This window comes from Pseudomonas sp. REST10 (assembly GCF_029542605.1).
Lineage (GTDB): Bacteria > Pseudomonadota > Gammaproteobacteria > Pseudomonadales > Pseudomonadaceae > Aquipseudomonas > Aquipseudomonas khazarica.
Map to the genome: position 1 here is coordinate 5,037,842 of NZ_CP035677.1, position 21,340 is coordinate 5,059,181.

Sequence of the window (21,340 nt, forward strand, 5' to 3'; positions counted from 1 at the left end):
TTTGCGCAAGTCCCCGCTGGTTATACTCCGGGGTAGACGCGTCACTGCCGGATACCGATATGACTGAAGCCGCCCTCGCCCCCAACGCCACGCCGCAGCCGCCCAGCGTCATCCTGCAGCTGCTGGAAAAACTCGCCGTGCCCTACCAGGTACGCGCCGAGAGGCCCGGCCTGCCCGCCGCCGCACGTCTGCAGGCGGTGCTGCTGGACGACGCCGTGGGCGCCCTGCTGGTGCTCTATCCGCGTAGCCAACTGCTCGACCTCGGTCGTCTGGCCGAACTCACCGGGCGCCAGTTGACGGCGGTCAAGCCGGAACGCCTGGAGCGCATGCTCGGCAAGCACAACCTCGCGGCCCTGCCGGGCCTGCCGCCGCTGACCAGCTCGCCCTGCCTGTACGAGGAGCGCCTGCTGCAGGCGCCCAGCCTGCTGATCGAGTCCGGCCAGCCCGGCGTGCTGCTGGAAATTCCCACCGAGGCCTACAAGAGCCTGCTGAGCAAGGCTAGCGCGGCACGCTTTGGCGAGCCGGTGAGCGCGATCAAACCCAACCTCGACCGTCCGCACGACGACCGCGCAGAAATCACCCAGGCCGTGCAGGCCTTCACCGCACGGCGCATCCAGCAGCGCCTGGAAGAGACCATCGAGATTCCGCCACTGCCGGAAACCGCGCAGAAGATCATCAAGCTGCGTGTCGACCCCAACGCCACGGTGGACGACATCACCGGCGTGGTCGAGACCGATCCGGCACTGGCCGCCCAGGTGGTCAGCTGGGCGGCTTCGCCCTACTACGCCGCGCCCGGCAAGATCCGCTCGGTGGAGGACGCCATCGTCCGCGTGCTGGGCTTCGATCTGGTGATCAACCTGGCTCTGGGCCTGGCCCTGGGCAAGACCCTCAGCCTGCCCAAGGACCAGCCGCAACACGCCACGCCCTACTGGCAACAGGCGATCTACACCGCAGCGGTGATCGAGGGCCTGACCCGCGCCATGCCACGCGCGCAACGTCCCGAGGCGGGCCTGACCTACCTGGCCGGGCTGCTGCACAACTTCGGCTACCTGGTGCTGGCGCACGTATTCCCGCCGCACTTCTCGCTGATCTGCCGCCACCTGGAGGTCAACCCGCATCTGCCGCATAGCTATATCGAGCAGCACCTGCTGGGGATCACCCGCGAGCAGATCGGCGCCTGGCTGATGCGCCACTGGGACATGCCGGAAGAGCTGGCGAACGCCCTGCGCTTCCAGCACGACCCCGACTATGCCGGCGACGGCGCCGCCTTCGCCAACCTGGTGTGCCTGGCGGTCAGCCTGCTGCGCAACCGAGGCATCGGTGCCGGGCCACAGAGCGAAATTCCCGATGAACTGTTCGAGGCACTCGGCCTGACCCGCGACAAGGCGGAAGACGCGGTGAGCAAGGTACTCAGCGCTGAAGTCGCCCTGCGCGAGCTGGCAGCGCAGTTCAACCCCAGCCACTGAGGGCGCGGGGTCACTGCGCGGGCGCAGCCCCCTTGCGTAGCTGTTCGCGGCGCTCGGCGAACAGCTGCGGCACCACCTCCAGACTGACGGCCAGCAACTGGCTGACGCTGGCCTGCTCGTACAGGCTGGCGTACTCGGCCAGCTGGTCACTGGGCATCTGCCGGTAGGCGTACAGCATGAAGGATTCCACGGCCTGCTGGCTGGACTGGCGAATCGCATCCGCCTGGGTCTGCGTCTGGCGCTGCAGCTCGGCCTCGTCGAGATTCTCGCCACGCGCCCTGAGCGCCAGCAGCGCCTGGGTCTTGCCGACTTCGTAGCGCAGCAGGCTGGCCAGCTCGGTGGTACGCGCCGCCGCATCCAGACGCCTGATCAGTTCCACCCGCGCGCCGCGCGGCGGCCGCTGCTGCAGGCGCTGGCGATATTCGCCGAGCACTTCCGGCTGTTCGCCGACCGCCCGCTCGGCGGCGGTGAAACGCTGCGCGAGAGGGCCGTCGAGACGTGCACGGGCCTGTTCGGCCTGGTCTTCGTCGAGTCGTTGCCCGACCCGCTCGGCCAGGTCCAGGCAGAACGCCTCGCCGGCGAACAGCTGGGCGAGGCGCTTCTGTTCGCTTTCACCCTGGCCGCGCTGCAGCAACGGCAGGCTCTGCTCGCACAACAGGTGGATGCCGGCCAACTCGAACAGCGGCAGCAGGGTCTTGCTTGAGCTTGGCTCGGCCCGCACGGCGGTCGCGGCCAGCAACAGCAGGGGCAACAGGAAAAGGCGCATGGTCGGGCGTTCCACGATGACTTGCCTGGCAAGCCTAACCAAAGCGCGGCGTGGCGGCCAGCCGCGAGCCGCCCGGTTGCCGATCAGGCCGCCTTTTTCGGCACCTCGGCCTTTTTCTTCGGCGTCAGGTACTTGGTCAGGCCCTGGAACCACATCACCAGCGCCGGATTGCCCTGGATCTGGATGTCCTTGTTCTGGATACCCTGCATGAAGGCCAGCTGCTTGTTCTTCGCGGTCATGGTTTCGAAACCGTAGACGGCGTCCTTGAAGCCGATGGCGAAGGCCGGCTCGGCAGTGCTGCCACGCTTGCTGCTGATGCGCTGGCCGGAGACGATGAAGTGACGGGCGACCTTGCCGTCCAGCGTGTGCAGCTGGAAGACCATGTCGCGGCCTTCGAGTTGCTGGCGGAACGCCGGATTGTCACGACTGGCCTTGGCCATCAGGCGACCCAGCATCCACAGAAGAAAACGGAATTTCATGCACAGGCCCTCGTGATCGAAGATGATGGGCGCGCATTGTAGTGGTTTTCTCGCAAGACTACAGCCTGTCGAAAGCATGGCTGCAATGGCGAGGACGCAGCCGGGCTGCGGAGGGGGAGCCCGGAGCCGAGCGGCTCCGGGCGATGGGCTCAGTTGACCGCGTCTTTCAGGGACTTGCCCGGTTTGAAGGCAACGGTATTGCTGGCCTTGATCTTCACCGGCTGGCCGGTTTGCGGGTTCTTGCCCGTACGTGCGCCACGATGACGCTGGACGAAAGTACCGAAGCCAACCAGGGTCACACTGTCCTTGCGGTTCAGTGCGCCGGTGATTTCTTCCAGTACGGCGTTGAGTACACGATTGGCCTGATCCTTGGTCAGATCAGCCTTTTCGGCGATGGCGGCGGCGAGTTCCGGTTTACGCATAGATGCCTCTTTGACGGTTTTTTGTTGTTGTGTCCGTGCTGTCCTTCCAGAACAGCGCCCAAGGCGCCGCAACAGCTCTGCGCTGCGGCAGACCCTTGGGAGAATGGCATGCCGCATCGCACCGCGCCAGTCTCATAGGACAGTTTAGTCAGGCAATTTCGTGGCGTATCCGACAGAACGACAGGCAATCATGCCAGCAGCGCGGGCAGTTCCTTGTTCAGGGCCAGTTTCTCCTGCACCGCCGCACCGGTCAGCGCGTAGCCCAGCAACGCCCCGGAAGCATCGCGGCAGAGCGCCTTGATGTCGCTCCCCGAACCCTCGACCGTCCACTCGCCCTGGCTGTCGCGCGGCGGCGGCGATACGACCAGCGGGCACACCGGCGTCTTCACCGTCACCGGCATCGGCCCATAGCTGACGGCGGTCGGCTCGCCCGCCAGGGTCTTGGCCAGGGCACGGGCACAGGCCATCAGCGGCATGACGTAGAGCAGGTTGAGGCCATCGACCTCGGCGCAGTCACCCAGCGCGTGGATGTTGGCGTGCGAGGTCCGCAGCTGACGGTCGACCATCACCCCGCGATTGACGTCGAGGCCGGCGGCAGCAGCCAACGCGATACGCGGGCGCAGGCCGACGGCGGAGACCACCGCATCGCACTCGATCTGCGTGCCATCGGCCAGCACGGCCTGCAACGCATCGCCCTGGTGGTTCAGGCTGGCCAGCACCGGGCCCAGGTGGAAGCGCACCCCCAGCCCCTCCAGGCCGGCCTGCACCGCAGCGGCCGCCGCCGGGTGCAACAGGCCGGGCATCACCTGCTCGCAGGGCGCCAGCAGTTCCACCTGATAGCCGCCCGCGCTGAGGTCATTGGCGAATTCGCAGCCGATCAGGCCGGCCCCGAGAATCAGCACCCGGCGCTTGCCGGCTACGGCATCACGGAAACGGGCGTAGTCCTCGAGGTCATTGATCGGGAAGATCGTGTCCTGGGCATCGCCCTCCACCGGAACGCGAATCGGCTCGGCGCCCCAGGCCAGCACCAGGTCACGGTAGGGCACCGCCTCCTCGCCGATCCACAGACGCTTGTGGCCCGGGTCGATGCCGGTGATGCGGGTGTGGGTGCGGATCTCCGCCTTGAGCTGCTCGGCCATGGCGCCGACCTCGGCCATGGCCAGGCCATCGGCGTCCTTGTTCTTGCCGAAGCCGGTGGACAGCATCGGCTTGGAGTAGGAACGCCCGTCGTCAGCGGTGATCAGCAACAGGGGCGTCTCGCTGTCGAGCTTGCGCCACTCCTTGGCCAGGTTGTAGCCGGCCAGGCCGGTACCGACGATCACTAGGGGTGCGCTCATGCATGAATCCTCGCGGCGAAAACGACACGACGGCCAGGCAGCCGTCGTCGTGAATCAATGAGAAGCCGCTGGAAACGGCGGCCAGACTCGGAGGCAGCTGACAAAGGTCAGGCAAGACGCAGCAATTTGTCAGCGCCCCCTCAGACGATCTCGATCATCTCGAAGTCGACCTTGCCCACGCCACAGTCCGGGCAGACCCAGTCGGCCGGCACGTCTTCCCAGGGCGTACCGGGTGCAATGCCCTCCTCGGGCAGCCCCAGAGCCTCGTCGTAGATGAAACCGCAGACGATGCATTGCCACTTGCGCATGGTACAGGCCTCCTCGAGAGATGGCGGACACACCCTACTGGATCGTACCGCGACTGGCTAGCCAGTCGGAGGTTGGGCACGCCAGAGCATAGGCCATCGACGCGGCGCGCGCGCCCCGTCTCAGCCGGCCAGCATGCGCCCGGTTTCCTCCAGGTTGATGTGCCACTGCAGCGCTTCGCGAAGGATGTGCGGGGTGTGCCCGCCACGGGCACAGGCGCGCTCGAAGTAGTCGCCGAGCGGCCCCCGGAAGTCCGGATGCACGCAGTTGTCGATCACCGCCCGGGCGCGTTCGCGCGGCGCCAGGCCACGCAGGTCGGCCAGCCCCTGCTCGGTGACCAGGATGTCGACATCGTGCTCGCTGTGATCGACATGGCTGACCATCGGCACCACGCTGGACACCGCCCCACCCTTGGCGATCGACTTGGTGACGAAGATCGCCAGGTGGGCGTTGCGGGCGAAGTCGCCGCTGCCGCCGATGCCGTTCATCATCCTGGTGCCACCGACGTGGGTGGAGTTGACGTTGCCGTACAGGTCGAACTCCAGCGCCGTGTTGATGCCGATGATGCCCAGGCGGCGCACCACCTCGGGGTGGTTGGAGATTTCCTGCGGGCGCAGCACCAGGCGCTCCTTGTAGCGCTCGAGATTGCCGAACACATCGGCATTGCGGCGCGCCGAGAGGGTGATCGAGCTGCCTGAGGCGAAGGCCAGCTTGCCGGCATCGAACAGGTCGAAGGTGGAGTCCTGCAGCACCTCCGAGTACATGCTCAGGTTCTCGAATGGCGAATGGATCAGCCCGCACATCACCGCATTGGCGATCGAGCCGATACCGGCCTGCAGCGGGCCGAGGCTGTTGCTCATGCGCCCGGCATCGACCTCGCGCTGGAAGAAGGCGATCAGGTGGTCGGCTATGGCCTGCGTCTCGACGTCCGGTGGCAGCACGGTGGACGGCGAGTCGGGCTGGTCGTTGACCACGATGGCGACGATCTTCTCCGCCGGGATCGGGATCGCCGTGCTGCCGATACGGTCGTCGACGCGGGTCAGCGGGATCGGCGTGCGCGTCGGCCGGTAGGTGGGGATGTAGATGTCGTGCAGGCCCTGCAGATTCGGGTTGTGCGCCAGATTGATCTCGACGATCACCCGCTCGGCGAAGATGGCGAAGCTGGCCGAGTTGCCCACCGAGGTGGTCGGCACGATGTGCCCCTGCTCGGTGATGGCCACCGCTTCGATCACCGCGATGTCGGGCTTCTTCAGCTGGTGGTTGCGCAGCTGTTCGACGGTCTCGGAGAGGTGCTGGTCGATGAACATCACGCGGCCGTCGTTGATCGCCTTGCGCAGCGTGGCATCGACCTGGAACGGCATGCGCCGGGCCAGCACGCCGGCTTCGGTCAGCTGCTTGTCGAGGTCGTTGCCGAGGCTGGCGCCGGTCATCAGGCTGATGCTCAGCGGGGCCTGGCGCGCACGCTCAGCCAGCGCCAGCGGCACCGCCTTGGCCTCGCCGGCACGGGTGAAACCGCTCATGCCGACGGTCATGCCGTCCTCGATCAGGGCGGCCGCCTCGGCCGCAGTCATCACCTTGTCCAGCAGCGAAGGCTGGCGCACACGATCTGCATACATCGGGAACCTCGACAGGCGGGGATAGCACGGAGGGCGAGCAGTCTAGTGGCCGCACTGCCTCGCGCCTCTACCACGAAAGTAGGATTGAACCCTCTAGAACGGGCCTTTCGTCGGATTTCGAGGCAGCCGGACAGAAGCAAAGTGCCATCTCCGGCCTGACGCAATCGGAGCACTGGCCGACGCCCACACGTATGTCCACGCGGTCCGACTTCGGCAGTATCGCCAGGCCTCGGCAGCGGATAAGCCGTGCTCACCCATAACAACAAGAGGCTTGCACCGATGAACCTCGTCCTTTGTGCGGCGTCCCTGGCGCTGCTCGGCCTGACCCTCTGGGTGCTGTTGCGCTGGGGTCGCCTGCGCTGCACCGGCAGCGAGCCGGTCGGCCTGTTCACCTTCCTGGCGATCCTCTTCACCTCCGGGCTCGACATGGGGCTGATCATCTTCCCGATGACCGAATTCCCGATCTACGCCAGCGAGCAGCCCTACCAGTTCTCCAACCCGCTGGCGGTCGCCTTCGGCTTCTGGGGCTTCCTGATCTGGGCCATGTACTTCATCACCACCTTCTACTTCTGCGTGATCGAGCCCAGGGTGCGCCTGTTCGAACTGCGCCCGGTGAAGCTGGTGAACAACCTGGTGATCGTCTCCACCTGCGCCTTCACCGCGTACCTGTTCCTGGTCAACATCGCCTGGTACGCGCCGGAGATCAGCGAAACCTGGCAGTACCTGACGGTGCTCGCCATCCTGCTCGCCGCGATCTATTCCAGCACCGACATCCGCTACCTGAAGGTACTCAGCGTGGCCTCCACCTGGCTGTTCTTCGGCCTGATCCTGGCGATGGCCATCGTCGGCGGGGTCGGCCCGGACAGCTTCGCCCGGGCGGCCGGCGATATCGGCAGCGGCTACTTCGCCAAGCTGCCACACTTCGTCGTGCCGCTCAGCGACTATCACGCCTTCTACCTGTTCTGGTGGTTCGCCTGGAGCATCATGATCGGCCAATTCGTCTCGCGCTTCGTCGGCGGGCTGAAGACCTACCAGCTGCTGCTGGCGCTGCTGATCATCCCGTCGATTCCCCTGGCGATCTGGTTTGCCGTGCTCTACCACTACTTCACCGATGGCATCGCCATCGCGCCGCTGTGGAAGCTGGCGATGCTCGCGGTCGGGGTGATCTTCGTGATCAACTCGGTGGACTCCCTGGTGCGCCTGTACAGCGACAACCTGGGGCTCAGCGTGCAGCGCCTGGGGCGTGCGCGCTTCATCGCCTGCCACTTCGTCCTGCTCGGCGCGCTGGTGCTGACGTTCCGCTTCACGCCGTTCGAGATTCAATGGGTCGGGCTGACGGTCATCGGCCTGTATGCCGCCACCCTGGGGCTGCTCGCGCTACGCTGCCGCCCTGCCCTGCAGAGCATCGGCGGCCGCTCGGTCAGTCGAGCTTGAGGACCTTGGCCAGCACCACCTTGGGGCCTTTCATCTTCTTGACGATGATGCGCAGACCGTCGGTCTCCAGCACTTCCTCTTCCTCGGGCATGCGCTTGAGGGTTTCGTAGATCAGGCCGGCCAGGGTCTCGGCCTCGATGTGGTCGAGGTCGACGCCCAGCAGGCGCTCGACCTTGGCCAGCGGCGTGTCACCGCGTACCAGCAGCTTGCCCGGCTGGTACGCCAGGATGCCGCGCTCGGCCTTGCGGTGCTCGTCCTGGATGTCGCCGACCAATGCCTCCAGCACGTCCTCCATGGTCAGGTAGCCGATGACCTTGCCGTCAGCTTCCTCGACCAGCGCGAAGTGCGCACCGCCCTGGCGGAACTGCTCGAGCAGCTGCGACAGCGGCATGTGCCGGCTGACCCGCTCCAGGGGATGCATGATGTCGCCGAGCTTGAGCGCCGAGGGCAGCATTTCCAGCAGCGACAGCTGCAGCAGCAGGTCCTTGATGTGCAGCACGCCGACGAACTCTTCCTTGCTCTCGTCGTAGATCGGATAGCGGCTGTACTTGTGCCGGCGGAAGGTGGTGAACACCTGGTCCAGGCTGGCGTTGAGCTCCAGGTAGACCAGATCCTCGCGCGAGTTGGCCCAGTCCACCACTTCCAGCTCACCCAGTTCAACGGCCGAGGCCAGCACGCGCAGATCCTGGTCGCTGTCGGCGCTGGCGCGGCTGGAGTGCAGGATCAGCTTCAGCTCTTCACGGCTGTAGTGGTGTTCATGATGCGGGCCGGGCTCGCCCTGCCCGGCGATGCGCAGGATGGCGTTGGCGCTGGCGTTGAGGACGAAGATCGCCGGGTACATCAGCCAGTAGAAGGCGTACAGCGGCGCCGCCGTCCACAGCGACAGCAGCTCCGGCTTGCGAATCGCCCAGGACTTGGGCGCCAGCTCGCCGATGACGATGTGCAGGTAGGAGATGATGGCGAACGCGGTGAAGAAAGCGATGCCGTGGATCAGCGCCGGCGAATCGATACCCAGTGCCGCCAGCAGCGGCGTCAGCAGCTCGGCGAAGGCCGGCTCACCGACCCAGCCCAGGCCCAGCGAAGCCAGGGTGATGCCCAGCTGGCAGGCCGAGAGGTAGGCGTCCATCTGGTTGTGCACGGTGCGCAGGATGTGCCCGCGCCAGCCATGCGCCTCGGCCAGCGCGTCGACCTTGGTGGCACGCAGGCGCACGATGGCGAACTCGGCGGCAACGAAGAAGCCGTTGAGCAGGACCAGAAACAGGGCGAACAGCATGAGGCCGAAGTCGGCGAGATAGGTGGAAACGGAGAGGCTCGTGGAGGGGTCCATGAAGGTTCGGGTTGGCCAATGATCGCTAGAGGGTGGAGCCTCGCCGCGCCGAATGCAAGCATTCAGCGGGCGCGCTGCACCACCTGGGCCGGGGCGAAGTGACAGGTGAAGGTACTGCCGCGGCCCAGCTCGCTGCCGATCTCCAGGTTGCCGCGATGGCGCAGCAGCACATGCTTGACGATCGCCAGGCCCAGTCCGGTGCCGCCCGTGTTGCTGGCACGGCTGGAGTCGACGCGGTAGAAACGCTCGGTCAGGCGCGGCAGGTGCTTGGCGTCGATGCCCATGCCCGTGTCGCTGACGGCCAGGTGCGCGCCCTTCTCGTCACCCCACCAGCGGATGCGGATCTCGCCGCCGGCCGGCGTGTACTTGACCGCGTTGAACACCAGGTTGGAAAACGCGCTGCGCAGTTCGGCCTCGCTGCCCTTGAGCTTGAGGTGCGGATCAGCCTCCAGGCTGATGCGATGCAACTGGTCGGCTGACAGCGCCTGGGCGTCGTTGCGGATTGACAGCAGCATCAGGTCGATCGCGACCGGCTGATTGTCCGAGGGATAGTCCGTGGCCTCCAGCTTGGCCAGCAGCAGCAGGTCGTTGAGCAGCGTCTGCATGCGCGCGCCTTGCTGCTGCATCTGCTGCAGGGCACGCAGCCAGCGCGGATTGACCGCCTCGACGTTGTCCAGCAGGGTCTCCAGATAGCCGGCGATCACCGTCAGCGGCGTGCGCAGTTCGTGGGAGACGTTGGCGACGAAGTCCTTGCGCATCTGTTCCAGCTGATGGAGACGGGTGACATCACGCACCAGCAGCAGATGCTCGCGGTTACCGTAGCGGGTGATATGGAACTGCAGGCGCCGACGGTCGTTGACCGGCGAGGGAATCTCCAGGGCATCGGCATAGTTGCCGCGCTCGAAGTACTCCTTGAAGCGCGGGTCGCGCACTAGGTTGGCCAGCTGCTGGCCACTGTCCTGGGGCGTTTTCAGGCCTAGCAGGGTCTCGGCGGCACGGTTCCACCATTCCAGGTTGCCCTGACTGTCGAGCATCACCACCGCATCCTTGAGCGCAGCGGTGGACTCCTGCACGCGGTCGATTACCGCCTGCAGGCGGCCACGCGCCTTCTGGTTGCGCCGTTGCAGGTGGTAGATGCTGTCGAACACCTCGCCCCACAGGCCGTAACCGTCCGGCGGCGGTTCGTCGGGTTTGTGCTCGCGCAGCCATTTGTGCAGGCGCAACAGCTGGCTGAGGGTCCAGCCCAGGTGAATGGCCAGGCCACACGCCAGCACCCAGGCATATTCGCCGGTGATGAAACCCAGCAGCAGGCAGGCGCCGATCAGCAGCAACAGCCGGCGCACCACGGCACCACGCCAGTCTTGATTCACGATGGAACGCATCCTTGTCTGAAGAGCGAGCTCGCAGCAGCAGCTTCACGAGCGTGCGAGCTGGAGCCATGCAATACCGATGACGCCCCCGCGCAGGCAACTGAGGAACGCTCGGCGTCGCGGGCGATTGTACGTCTGTACATGCGCATTACTCACCACGTTCGCCCTTAGGGGCCTCACCAAACTGCATTGGCCGCTCGCGGCCTGCCGGACCTGTTCTCGACGCGGCAGGGCCGACGCGCAGCACCAGCGGCTCAGCCTTTGGTGGAGAAACGATAGCCAGTCCCGCGCACGGTTTGTACCAGGTTTTCGTAGGCATCGCCGAGCGCCTTGCGCAGGCGACGGATATGCACGTCGACGGTACGTTCCTCGACGTAGACGTTGCCACCCCAGACCTGATCGAGCAGTTGGCCACGGGTATAGGCGCGCTCCTGATGGGTCATGAAGAATTGCAGCAGGCGGTATTCGGTCGGCCCCATTTCGGCCGGTTTGCCGTCGATGGTGACGCGATGGCTGATCGGGTCGAGCAGCAGGCCACCGACCTCGATCGGCGCCTCGCTGTCGCTCGGGCCGGCCCGGCGCAGCACGGCCTTGAGGCGCGCCACCAGCTCGCGCGGCGAGAAGGGCTTGGTGATGTAGTCGTCGGCGCCGACTTCCAGGCCCTGGATCTTGTTGTCCTCTTCACCCTTGGCGGTGAGCATGATGATCGGGATATCGCTGGTCAGCTCGTCGCGCTTCAGGCGGCGCGCCAGCTCGATGCCACTGGTACCCGGCAGCATCCAGTCAAGCAGGATCAGATCGGGTTTGCGGTCGACGATGACGGCATGGGCCTGCTGGGTATTCTCCGCTTCCAGGCACTCGTAACCGGCCATCTCCAGGGCCACCGCGATCATTTCGCGGATCGGTGCTTCGTCATCGACGATCAGGATGTTCTTGCCAACCATGGGGCCTTAGCCTCTGTTCGTTCATCTGTCTGCGCCGCATTAGATAACGGAATTATTGCAGCGATATGACAAGCGCGCGGCAGTGCCGGGAGCAGGGTCGCGATTTCGCCAGCTGACGCACGCCGTCAACGGGAGCGACCGTCGAGGCTGAGCGCCAGCGCAGCATGCTTATCGCTCACTCAGCGCAGGGCATAGTCCAGCACGATGCCGATGAAGATCGCCAACCCCGCCCAGTGGTTGTGCAGGAAGGCGTTGAAGCACACCAGCGGCTCGCGGCGGCGGGTCACATGAAACTCCCAGGCGAAGCAGGCAGCGGCCACCAGCAGGCCAAGATGGAAGTACAGGCCCAGTTCGAAGCGCGCACCGGCCAGCAGCAGGCAGAGCAGCGCCAGGCCCTGCAGGGTCGCGATGATCAGGCGGTCGGCGTCGCCGAAGAGGATGGCGGTGGACTTCACCCCGATCTTCAGGTCGTCCTCGCGGTCGGCCATCGCGTAGTAGGTGTCGTAGGCCACCGTCCACAGCAGGTTGGCGATGTACAGCAGCCAGGCCTCGGGCGGCAGGCTGCCGGTCTCGGCGGTGAAGGCCATCGGCATGCCCCAGGAGAACGCTGCGCCGAGCACCACCTGGGGGTAGAAGGTGTAGCGCTTCATGAAGGGGTAGCAGGCGGCCAGGACCAGGCCGCCGAAGGACAGCCAGATGGTGGTGGCATTGGTGAACAGCACCAGCACGAAACTCAGCGCCACCAGCACGGCGAACAGCACGAGCGCTTCGCGTGGAGTGACCTTGCCGCTGGCCAGCGGGCGTGCCTTGGTGCGGCTGACATGGCCGTCGAAGTTGCGGTCGGCGTAGTCGTTGATCACGCACCCTGCGGCGCGCATCAGAATCACGCCGACGACGAAGATGAACAGGTTCTTCACGCTCGGCACGCCCTCGCCCGCTACCCACAGCGCCCACAGCGTCGGCCATAGCAGGAGGTAGATGCCGATGGGCTTTTCCAGGCGCATCAGCTGGATGAAGTCCCAGGCACGCGGGTGCAGGCGGGTGGTCGATTGCAGCAGGCGGGTGTACATCGCGGCGTCTCCGTGCAGGTTGCGCGGATTATAAAGGGGTTGGCGGCGCAGGGTGGATGACGCTGTCCTCATCCACCGTTACAGGTGCCAGGTACGCCCATGCCTTCGGGCAGTGGCGCGCTGCGCAGCCGCTTGCTGGCAGACGCAGCGCGGGCCTGCGGCCTACGCGTCGAGACCCGCCGCCTGCCAGAACGCCGGCAGAAAGACCTCGGCCACCAGCACGCCGAGCGCTGCGCGGCTGAAGCAGGAGCGCCGCGCCCACAGGCGCTCTTCACGCACCGCCTGCGGCAACCAGGCGGCCGGATAGCGACAGGCCTGCAGCTCGCCGCGGTCGAAGGCGCGGTCGCTGAACAGCAGTTCGCCCAGCGAGCGGCTGCCCAGTTCAGCCAGGTTCAGTCCGGAGCCTTCGAGCACGCTGCGCGCCGCGACGCTGCGGGCGAAGACCCAGGGCTGCCCGTGGCCACGCAGGTAGACCTCGCGCACCCAGCCCTGGCTGCCATCGGCCACCCCGAGCAGAGCGCACTCGTCGTTGCGCAGGCGCTGCCAGCCTTCCTGCAACGGGGTCACGGAGAAGCCGTCGTGCGACAGGGCCGTCAGGCGGCGTGTCAGCGAGTCACCGTTGAACAGCCAGTCGCGGACACCGGCAGTCGGTTGCGGATGCAACTGGGCCTGGGTCAACCAGCGCGGAGGATGAGCGAGGGCGGCGTGAGACACGGAGAACAATCACCACGGATCGGAAGCGCGCGAGTCTACCACGCTGCGTCCGGGCTGCCTCAGTAGGGTGGCGGCGCGTACAGCTGAGCCGCTCCAGGCTCGCCGAGCAACTGCTCGAGAATTTCGTGGTGCATGGCCAGCAGCTTGCCGTTGCGCTCGTTGAGGCGCTTGCACTGCCCGGCCAGCAGGCCAAGCTGCTCCCAGGTGTGGGAAAGGTGATTGCGCTGGGCCTGCGGATAGCGCGCCAGCAGCTTGTGCATGGCGCTGTGGCCGGTACCCAGCTGGAAGGCGGCCAGGACCTTGCTGCGACGCTCGGCCCGCGCCCTGGCCTGGTCCACCAGAGGCAGGATCTGCTCGTTGAGCAGGTCGATCTGCCGGCTGTCGCGCTTGAGCAACTGCTGATACAGCTCCTGCATCAGCCCACGCAGGGCGAGGTAGTCGGCGCAGTCCTGATGCAGGTCCTGCTCGACGACCTGAAGCAGCTGTTGCTCACGCGCTGTGGTCACGCATCGCTACCGCTGTGATAGGTCAGCATGCTGCTGGCCAGCGCCGCCGGGTCGCTGCTCAGCTCGCCATTGGCCAGCGCCGCCCTGAGCTGGGCGACCTTGTCCAGATCGACGTCCGGCAGGCTCTGCAGCGCCGCCTGCAGCTGTTCGAGACGCGGCTCGGCGCCTGCACTGGCGCGCGCGGGGGTCTCCTGCTGCGGCCGCGCGCCCTGCACCTTGGCAGGGACGTCGCTGGGCAGGTTGAGACCGGGCTTGAGGTGCCTGCTGATTTCCATGATTCGAATCCAACTCGTGGTGTTATGGCCTAAGAGCGACCCGATACGGCCAGCACTTAAACCCCAGGCGCAAAAAATAATCTCGCGGCGCCGCCCGTCAGCTGACCTGGGCGCGCCACCAGGCCTGCGCCGCCAGGCCATCCTGGATCTTCTGTTCCTGGCGGGCAAGCAGCTCATGCCACTGGCCCAGCTTGCTCTCGAGAAACTGGTTGATCACCTTCTCGCTGCGCATGGCCGTCAGCAACTCGCGCTGGATACGCGCCAGGTTCTCCTCGGCCAGCGCCAGCTCGCGGCGCTGCAGCTCCACCATCTTGTACAGCGTGGCCTTGTAGCGCTGCTGGTTGTCGCGCTGCAGCGGCGTGGTCATCGGCACGCTGAAACCGCACAGGCGGCTGAGCCCGGTGATGTTGTTGCGATAGCGCTGGCACAGGTTCTGTTGATAACTGACCCGACCGAGCATCTGCTGCACCCGGTTGCCACGCAGGCTGGCCAGCCGCCCCAGCACTTCTAGCTGCTCTTTCATTTGATGATGCTCTGCAAGGTGGCGATGCTGGCGCCGAGCTCGGCGGCGACGCCGACCTCCTGGCGCAGGAAGCGTTCGAGGCTCGGCGCCAGCTGCACCGCGCGGTCGGTCCGGGCATCCATGCCCGGCGTGTAGCCGCCGAGCGGGATCAGCTCCTTGATCTTCTCGAAGGTGCTGTAGAACTCCTTGAACTGGCGGCCTGCGGCCAGGTGCGCGGCCTCGCCGACCTGGCTCATGCAGCGGCTGACCGAGGCGGAGATGTCGATGGCCGGGTAATGCCCGACATCGGCCAGGCGCCGCGACAGCACGATATGGCCATCGAGGATCGCCCGTGCGCAGTCGACGATCGGGTCCTGGTGGTCATCGCCCTCGGCCAGCACGGTGTAGATGGCGCTGAGGCTGCCGCTGCCGCTCTCGCCGTTGCCGGCACTCTCCACCAGCTCCGGCAGCATGCCGAACACCGACGGTGGATAACCCTTGGTCGCCGGCGGCTCGCCCAGCGCCAGGGCGATCTCGCGCTGGGCCATGGCATAGCGGGTCAGCGAGTCGACCAGCAGCAGCACGTCCTGGCCCTGGTCGCGGAAGTAGGCGGCGATGCTGTGGCACAGCTCGGTGGCCTTCAGCCGCATCAAGGGTGATTCGTTGGCCGGCGCCACCACCACCACGGCCTTGCGCAGGCCCTCTTCGCCTAGCGAGTGGAGAATGAACTCCTGCACCTCGCGGCCACGCTCGCCGATCAGCCCGACCACCACCACGTCGGCCTTGGTCTGCCGGGTGATCATGCCCAGCAGCACGCTCTTGCCCACCCCGGAGCCGGCGAACAGGCCGACGCGCTGCCCCTTGCCCAGGGTCAGCAGGCCATTGATGGCGCGCACGCCGACATCCAGCGCCGCCTCCACCGGGCGGCGCTTGAGCGGGTTGACGCTGGGCAGCTCGACCGGCAACGGATCGCGACCACTGAGCTTGCCGCGCTCGTCGAGTGGCTCGCCGAGGCCATTGACCACCCGCCCCAGCCAGGACTCGTCGATGTGCAGCACCGCCTCGTCCTTGGCCGGGAAGACCCGCGAGCCAGCCGCCAGGCCGACCGGTTTCTTGAACGGCATCAGGTAGGTGATATCGCGGTTGAAACCGACCACCTGGGCGTCCAGCAGGCTGCCGTCGGCCTGCTCCACACGGCAGCGCTGGCCGGTGCTACGCTGGCAGCCGAGGCTTTCCAGCAACATCCCGGAGACCCGCACCAGGCGCCCGGCCACCTTGGCCAGTTGCACGCCATCGAGCGAGCGCAGCGCTTCGTCGAGTTTGTAGTCGAGCATGCTGGCGACGGCTCCCGGTCAGGCTTCGGTCAGGTGCAGGTGTTCGGCCAGGGTGTCGATGCAGGCATCCAGGCGCTGCTGGCAGCCGACGTCGGCCTCGGCCTGTGGCGTGACCACCCGGCATTCGCCGAGCGCCAGGCGCTCGTCGGCCACCAGCTTCCAGCCCGCGGCACGTTCCGGCGCCACCGACCTGATCCGCGCGTACTCCTCGGGGCTCAGCAGCACCTGAACATCTTCCGGCTCGCCCGGCATGCCGCTCAGGGCCTCCTCGACCAGCGCCAGCAGTTGCGTCGGATGCAGGGTCAGCTCGCAGCGAATGACCTGCTGCGAGACCTTCCTGACCAGCTCCAGCAGTTCCTGGCGCCGCTTGCGCTCCAGTTCGCCGAGGTAGTGCTCGACCTGCTCGCTGATGGCCTGCAGCGGCTGCGCCGCCAGCTCGAAGGCGCGGCGCCCCTCGCTGCGCCCCTCGTCGCGGCCGAGTTTCATGCCATCCTCGCGGCCCTGCTCGAAACCGGCCTGGCGCCCGGCCTCCTCGCCCTGTTGCAGACCGTCCTGATAGCCCTTCTCGATACCCTGCTGGAAACCATCAGCCATGGCCCGCTGCAGCCCGGCCGGATCGCCGCTCCAGTCCTCGCTCGGTTGGCTGCTGCGCGGCGGGAAGCGGTAGGCACGCCACTGCCGGGCGTCGCCATTGATCACCTTGAGCGTCATCTCATTCCACCGTCTGTTCGCGGAACAGCTGCACCTGCAGCTCACCATTGGCCGACATCTCGCGCACCACCGCCATGATGTCCTTGCGCACCTGCTCGACCCGGCTCAGCGGCACCGGGCCCTGGCGGCGGTTGATCGACTCCATCTGCTGCGCCTGGCGCTTGGGCATGGCGCCAGCAATGGCGCGCACCAGCTCCGGCTCGGCGCCCTTGAGCGCGACCACCCACTCCTCCAGCGGCACGGCTTCGAGCAGCGCCTGCAGCACGTCCTGGTTCTGCCGCGAAAGGATGAAGAAGTCGTACATTTCATCCTCGATGCGCTCGACCAGCTGATCGTCATGCGCGCGCAACAGCTCGAACATCTGCCCGCGGTCACCCTTGAAGCGGTTCATGATGTCCGCTGCCTGCTTGATGCCGCGCACCTGCGAACCCTGGGTGCTGAGCACGGCCAGGCTGCGCTCGATCAGAAGCTCCAGCTCGGCGATCACGTCGCTGTTGACCTCGCTGAGGTTGGCGATGCGGTACAGCAGCTCGTCCTGCCGCTCGCGCGGCATGCACTCGAGCACGTCGCTGGCCATGCCGGGCGGCAGGAAGGCGAGGAACACCGCCTGCATCTGCGCGTGTTCCTTGGCGATCAGCGCGGCGAACTGCTTCGGGTCGAGCCACTCCATCTTGGCCATCTTGGCGCGGATCTCCTCGCCATAGATGCTGTCCAGCAGCGAACGGGTGATCTCGCTGCCCAGCGCCTTGCTGAGCATGCCGTCGAGGTAGCCACGCGAGGCGCCCTTGATGCTGCTCTGCTCCTTGTAGTCCTCGAAGAAGCGGCCGATGACGTCGGAGACCATCGGCTGCTTGACGTTGGACAGGCGCGCCATGGCCTGGCTGATGGCGACGATTTCCTCGCGGGAGAAGTGCCTGAGCACCCCGGCGGAAATCTCGTCGCCCATGCTCAACATGAGAATGGCGGCCTGCTCGGAGGAGCTCAACGAACGCTTCTGCACGCGCAGGCGCATTTCCTTGGCGGTGGAACCGCCGCGGCCGTCAGGCTGGGTTGAGGTCTCGTTCATTGCGCCCTATCCACTGTTTGATGACTTCCGAGACGCGCTCGGGATCGTTCTTGGCCAGCATCTGCAGGTGTTCGATCTGTAGCTCCAGGCCCGAACCGGGCGCCGGCAGACGGATTTCCGACAACGGGCTGAGCTCACCGAGCACGGTGGCCCCAGGCGCGTCGTCACCCACCCGCGCCAGCAGGCGCTCGGCGGCGCGTTCGGCCTGCAGGGCGAGCTGCTCGTCGCCCTCGCTCGCCGCAGGCAGCCCAGGCTGGCTGCGCTGGCTCAGGCTGCGCACGGCCGGACGCACCACCAGCAGCAGGAGCAACAGGCTGATCAGGGCGAACACGCCGAGCTTGGCCAGGTCATGCACCTTGGCGTCCTGCCACCAGGGCAGGGCCTCGCCCGCCGCAGTCGCCAGGCCGGCCTCGGTGAAGGGGAACACGCTCAGGGTCAGCAGGTCGCCACGCGCCTGGTTGAAGCCCACCGCACTCTTGACCATCGCTGCGAGTTCCTCGCGCGCCTCGGGTGTCCAGCCGCCCTCCGGGGCCACGGCGGCATTGAGCACCACGGCGATGCTCTGCTGGCGCAGGCTGAACGGCGCATGCTTGACGTGCGTGACGCTCTGGTCGTAATCCAGCTGGCGGTTGGACTCCTTGCGCAGCGAGGTCGCCGCCTTGTTCGCGCTGTCCTGCTCATTTGCGGCCTGCCCCGGGGCCGGCTCGGGCGCCGGTTGCGGCGGGCGGTTGGCCAGCGACCCCGGCACCCCCAGCGCCAGCTGGTCGAGCACGCTCTCGTCGCGCAGCACTTCGTTGCGCAGGCGCGGTGTCTCGCCGTAGGACTGGAAGGTCTCTTCCTTCTGGCTGAAGTCGATGTCGGCGGCCACGCTGATGCGGTAGTTGCCGCCCCCCAGCACCGGCGCCAGCACCGCCTCGGCATTGGCCACCGCCTTGCTCTGGTAGTCGTCGACCACCTGCCAGTTCTGCACCGGGCCGCCGTGGCTATCGATCCCGCGGGACAGCAGCGCACCGTACTGGTCGACCACCTGCACGTTGCCCGCCTCCAGCTGCGGTACGCTGCCGGCGACCAGATTGACGATGGCGCTGATCTGCTCCGGCGTCAGCTTGTAGCCCGGTGCCAGTTGCAGCATCACCGAGGCCTTGCCCGGCTCGCGCTTGCCGACCACGAAGGAGCTGCTTTCCTGCAGCGCCAGGTGCACGCGCGCGCCCTCGACGCCCTTCAGCGCCATCACCGTGCGCGCCAGTTCGCCCTCTAGGCTGCGCTTGAGGCGCACGTCCTGGACGAACTGACTGGTGCCCAGCGGTTCGTCCTTGTCGAACAGCTCGTAGCCGGCCGGCACCTTGACCTGTACGCCCTTGGCCGCCAGCAGCATGCGCGCCTGGCTCAGCTGGTCCTCGCGCACCAGCACCTGGCCGCTCTGCGGGTGCAGGCGGTAGCTGATCGCATCGCCATCGAGCACCTGCATCACTTCGGCCGCCGGGTAGGCCTCGCCGCTGCCGTACAGCGGCCGGAACGAACCCTGGTCGCGCCAGAGATAGAACACCACGCCGACCGCCAGCAGCGCGGCCAACAGCGCCAGCCCGGCCAGGGTCATGCGCGGGTCGAGTTTCAGCCCGCCTTCGGGCAGTTTGCTTCTCAGGGTCTGCAGCACGCGTCAGGTCTCCGCTCCGCTTACAGCGGCATCTTCATGATGTCGTCGAAGGCGCTGGCCAGCTTGTTGCGCACCTGCATCAGCGCACTGAACGAGACGCTGGCCTTCTGGCTCTCGATCATCGCCCCCACCAGGTCATCGCTCTGCCCGCTGTCCACGGCCGCCATCAGTTCGCCGGAGCGATGCTGCTGAGCGTCCACGGCGCGCACCGCATCGTCGAAGGCAGCGGCGAAACCCGCCTCGCCGGGCTGCACGGCAAAGGCTTGCGCCGGCTGGACCGGGGTCGCCTCGCTGAGGTTTCTGAGCTGTTCCATACGGCCCAGCAGATCCTGCTGCACCTGACTGATCGAGTTCATCCTTTGCTTCTCCTAAACGGGAATCTGCACGCCCTGCTCACGCATGGCATTGAGGCGATAGCGCAGTGCGCGTGGGGTCATGCCAAGGCTTTCGGCGGCCTTGGTCTTGTGCCCGCCGAAACGGCGGATGGTGTCGATCACATGCTGGTACTCGGCCCACTTGCCGCTTGCGCGCAGCGCCGCCTTGCCGCCTTCGAGCGCCTGTGGCTGCAGGCGTGGCGCCGGCTCCGGGGCGCTGCTGGGCGGCAGGCTCAGGCCCAGGTCCTGCGCCTGGATGTACAGCCCGTTGCGCAGGATCAGCGCGCGCTGCAGGCAGTTCTCCAGTTCGCGCACGTTGCCCGGCCAGTCGTGAGCCAGCAGCGCGCGGCAGGCGTCCTCGGTCAGCAGTTCGTGGCGCGCATCCTGCGGCGCGTACTGGCGGATGAAACGTCGCGCCAGCGCCAGCACATCTTCCTTGCGCTCGCGCAGCGGGCTGATGTGCAGTGGCAGCACATCGAGGCGGAACATCAGGTCGGCACGGAAACGCCCTTGCGCCACTTCCTGCTGCAGGTCGCGGTTGGTGGCGGCGATGATGCGCACGTCCAGGGCGATCTCGCGACGTCCACCGAGGCGTTCGACGCGCTGCTCCTGCAGCACGCGCAACAGCTTGGCCTGCAGGCCCAGCGGCAACTCGCCGATCTCGTCGAGCAGCAGCGTGCCGCCGTTGGCCAGTTCGAACTTGCCGGGCTGGGCGTTCACCGCGCCGGTGAAGGCGCCTTTCTCGTGGCCGAAGAGGATGGACTCGAGCATCTGCTCGGGAATCGCCGCACAGTTGACCGCGATGAAGGGCGCGTCGTCCTGGGCCGAAAAGCGATGGATGTAGCGCGCCATCAGTTCCTTGCCGGTGCCGGTCTCCCCGGTGATGAGAATCGGCGCACGAGTCATCGCCACGCGTTGCGCCATGGCCAGCAGACGACGCCCGGCCTGCGAGCAGGAGACGAAACCTTCCTCGCCGGCGCTGGCCGATTCCTGGCGACGCAACAGTGCGCTGAGCTGAGCCTCGCTGAAGGGTGCCAGGAGGTAGTCGACGCAACCCAGTTCGAGCAGCGTCGCGGCCTTCTCCTGATCGGCATACTCCACCACCGGCACCACGCCGACGCGACCGACCTGGCGCAGGATCGCGCCCACCTGTGCATAAAGGGTGCTGCCGGCCAGGCTGCTGACGAACACCAGCACCAGGCTGGCGCCTTGCAGCGCATGCGGGTCGAGTTCAAGGCAGTTGGCGAAACGCCGGACACGGAAGCCCTGGCGCAGCAGACCGCCCGTCAACAGACGCTCGCTGGCCGCGTCGGCCTGGCCGACCACGACTATATGTTGCTGCCCCAGCTGTTCATCGAACAGCTCGTCGCAGGCGTAACTTACCGTTTGAGTTGAGTGCTGCAAGGTAAATCACCCGTTGTCTGTGTGCGTTCGGCGGCTGCCTTCGACCCCGTGTGCAAAACTGCCAACTCGATGACAGTTTTTTTCACGCGGTCCCTTAATCTTTCGAAACTTCCCGTCGCTCTTGTTGGTCAACTCGGCGGAACTTGCCGATGCACCTTCCCTGGGTGCGACGGTTCACGGCGCGAACGTTAACAAGCGCACAAAAAATCGCCGAATTACTTGCTGTTATTTCCTATCAATGCTGGCCAGCCGCTATCAAAAAC

Annotated in this window: 22 protein-coding genes; 2 read left to right on the forward strand and 20 right to left on the reverse strand. The window is 66.4% G+C overall.

Translation table 11 applies throughout. The annotated features are described in order from the left end of the window. Positions 1-59: 59 nt before the first annotated feature. Positions 60-1,466: an aminoacyl-tRNA deacylase and HDOD domain-containing protein gene (locus EWH21_RS23795; protein WP_037051115.1), complete on the forward strand. Its 1,407-nt coding sequence runs from the start codon at positions 60-62 to the stop codon at positions 1,464-1,466. Between the two features lie 10 nt (positions 1,467-1,476). Here the strand turns inward: EWH21_RS23795 and EWH21_RS23800 are convergent, their stop codons facing one another. The 6 genes from EWH21_RS23800 to EWH21_RS23825 all read right to left on the reverse strand — a co-directional run bounded on the left by EWH21_RS23800 (position 1,477) and on the right by EWH21_RS23825 (position 6,392). Continuing rightward, a complete protein-coding gene (locus EWH21_RS23800) occupies positions 1,477-2,232 on the reverse strand; it encodes a hypothetical protein (protein WP_175253732.1) in 756 nt (251 codons plus the stop codon). Between the two features lie 83 nt (positions 2,233-2,315). Next, a complete protein-coding gene (locus EWH21_RS23805) occupies positions 2,316-2,711 on the reverse strand; it encodes a helicase (protein WP_277699486.1) in 396 nt (131 codons plus the stop codon). Positions 2,712-2,860: 149 nt separating this feature from the next. Further along, positions 2,861-3,133: an HU family DNA-binding protein gene (locus EWH21_RS23810; RefSeq protein ID WP_003242571.1), complete on the reverse strand. Its 273-nt coding sequence runs from the start codon at positions 3,131-3,133 to the stop codon at positions 2,861-2,863. A 188-nt stretch (positions 3,134-3,321) separates the two neighbouring features. Then, complete coding sequence (locus EWH21_RS23815) at positions 3,322-4,470, reverse strand: FAD-dependent oxidoreductase (protein WP_277699487.1); 1,149 nt, start codon at positions 4,468-4,470, stop codon at positions 3,322-3,324. A gap of 140 nt (positions 4,471-4,610) precedes the next feature. Beyond that, positions 4,611-4,778 (reverse strand): rubredoxin, encoded by a 168-nt coding sequence (locus EWH21_RS23820; protein ID WP_037051106.1) that lies wholly within the window; start codon positions 4,776-4,778, stop codon positions 4,611-4,613. Positions 4,779-4,898: 120 nt separating this feature from the next. Then, a complete protein-coding gene (locus EWH21_RS23825) occupies positions 4,899-6,392 on the reverse strand; it encodes an acetyl-CoA hydrolase/transferase family protein (RefSeq protein ID WP_047587232.1) in 1,494 nt (497 codons plus the stop codon). Positions 6,393-6,671: 279 nt separating this feature from the next. Between EWH21_RS23825 and EWH21_RS23830 the strand changes: the two genes are divergently transcribed. Beyond that, a complete protein-coding gene (locus EWH21_RS23830; RefSeq protein WP_277699488.1) occupies positions 6,672-7,826 on the forward strand; it encodes a BCCT family transporter in 1,155 nt (384 codons plus the stop codon). Here the strand turns inward: EWH21_RS23830 and EWH21_RS23835 are convergent. The 14 genes from EWH21_RS23835 to EWH21_RS23900 all read right to left on the reverse strand — a co-directional run bounded on the left by EWH21_RS23835 (position 7,813) and on the right by EWH21_RS23900 (position 21,077). Beyond that, positions 7,813-9,153: a hemolysin family protein gene (locus EWH21_RS23835; RefSeq protein ID WP_277699489.1), complete on the reverse strand. Its 1,341-nt coding sequence runs from the start codon at positions 9,151-9,153 to the stop codon at positions 7,813-7,815. The genes EWH21_RS23830 and EWH21_RS23835 overlap by 14 nt on opposite strands. A 62-nt stretch (positions 9,154-9,215) precedes the next feature. Further along, positions 9,216-10,535: a phosphate regulon sensor histidine kinase PhoR gene (phoR, locus tag EWH21_RS23840; RefSeq protein ID WP_277699490.1), complete on the reverse strand. Its 1,320-nt coding sequence runs from the start codon at positions 10,533-10,535 to the stop codon at positions 9,216-9,218. Between the two features lie 242 nt (positions 10,536-10,777). Continuing rightward, positions 10,778-11,467, reverse strand: a complete 690-nt coding sequence (phoB, locus tag EWH21_RS23845) for a phosphate regulon transcriptional regulator PhoB (protein ID WP_003242584.1) — start codon at positions 11,465-11,467, stop codon at positions 10,778-10,780. Between the two features lie 179 nt (positions 11,468-11,646). After that, the gene (gene ubiA / locus EWH21_RS23850; RefSeq protein ID WP_277699491.1) at positions 11,647-12,537 is read right to left on the reverse strand and encodes a 4-hydroxybenzoate octaprenyltransferase; all 891 of its coding nucleotides are present in this window, start codon (positions 12,535-12,537) and stop codon (positions 11,647-11,649) included. A gap of 162 nt (positions 12,538-12,699) precedes the next feature. Continuing rightward, positions 12,700-13,251: a chorismate lyase gene (locus EWH21_RS23855; protein WP_179555208.1), complete on the reverse strand. Its 552-nt coding sequence runs from the start codon at positions 13,249-13,251 to the stop codon at positions 12,700-12,702. 59 nt (positions 13,252-13,310) lie between these two features. After that, on the reverse strand, positions 13,311-13,757 hold the full coding sequence (gene flgN / locus EWH21_RS23860; RefSeq protein ID WP_037051093.1) for a flagellar export chaperone FlgN: 447 nt from the start codon (positions 13,755-13,757) through the stop codon (positions 13,311-13,313). Continuing rightward, a complete protein-coding gene (gene flgM, locus EWH21_RS23865) occupies positions 13,754-14,032 on the reverse strand; it encodes a flagellar biosynthesis anti-sigma factor FlgM (RefSeq protein WP_277699492.1) in 279 nt (92 codons plus the stop codon). The genes flgN and flgM overlap by 4 nt, the downstream gene beginning before the upstream one ends. A gap of 97 nt (positions 14,033-14,129) precedes the next feature. After that, positions 14,130-14,555: a flagellar FliJ family protein gene (locus tag EWH21_RS23870; RefSeq protein ID WP_037051089.1), complete on the reverse strand. Its 426-nt coding sequence runs from the start codon at positions 14,553-14,555 to the stop codon at positions 14,130-14,132. Further along, complete coding sequence (fliI, locus tag EWH21_RS23875; RefSeq protein WP_037051087.1) at positions 14,552-15,868, reverse strand: flagellar protein export ATPase FliI; 1,317 nt, start codon at positions 15,866-15,868, stop codon at positions 14,552-14,554. The genes EWH21_RS23870 and fliI overlap by 4 nt, the downstream gene beginning before the upstream one ends. Before the next feature lie 18 nt (positions 15,869-15,886). Next, on the reverse strand, positions 15,887-16,579 hold the full coding sequence (fliH, locus tag EWH21_RS23880; protein ID WP_277699493.1) for a flagellar assembly protein FliH: 693 nt from the start codon (positions 16,577-16,579) through the stop codon (positions 15,887-15,889). A gap of 1 nt (position 16,580) precedes the next feature. Then, positions 16,581-17,645 (reverse strand): FliG C-terminal domain-containing protein, encoded by a 1,065-nt coding sequence (locus tag EWH21_RS23885; RefSeq protein WP_037051085.1) that lies wholly within the window; start codon positions 17,643-17,645, stop codon positions 16,581-16,583. Further along, entirely contained in the window at positions 17,620-19,299 is a 1,680-nt protein-coding gene (gene fliF / locus EWH21_RS23890; RefSeq protein ID WP_277699494.1) for a flagellar basal-body MS-ring/collar protein FliF, read from the reverse strand. Before fliF ends, EWH21_RS23885 begins: the two co-directional genes overlap by 26 nt. Before the next feature lie 20 nt (positions 19,300-19,319). Beyond that, positions 19,320-19,655 (reverse strand): flagellar hook-basal body complex protein FliE, encoded by a 336-nt coding sequence (locus tag EWH21_RS23895; RefSeq protein ID WP_277699495.1) that lies wholly within the window; start codon positions 19,653-19,655, stop codon positions 19,320-19,322. Between the two features lie 12 nt (positions 19,656-19,667). Beyond that, on the reverse strand, positions 19,668-21,077 hold the full coding sequence (locus EWH21_RS23900) for a sigma-54 dependent transcriptional regulator (RefSeq protein WP_134677617.1): 1,410 nt from the start codon (positions 21,075-21,077) through the stop codon (positions 19,668-19,670). Between the last annotated feature and the right edge of the window lie 263 nt (positions 21,078-21,340).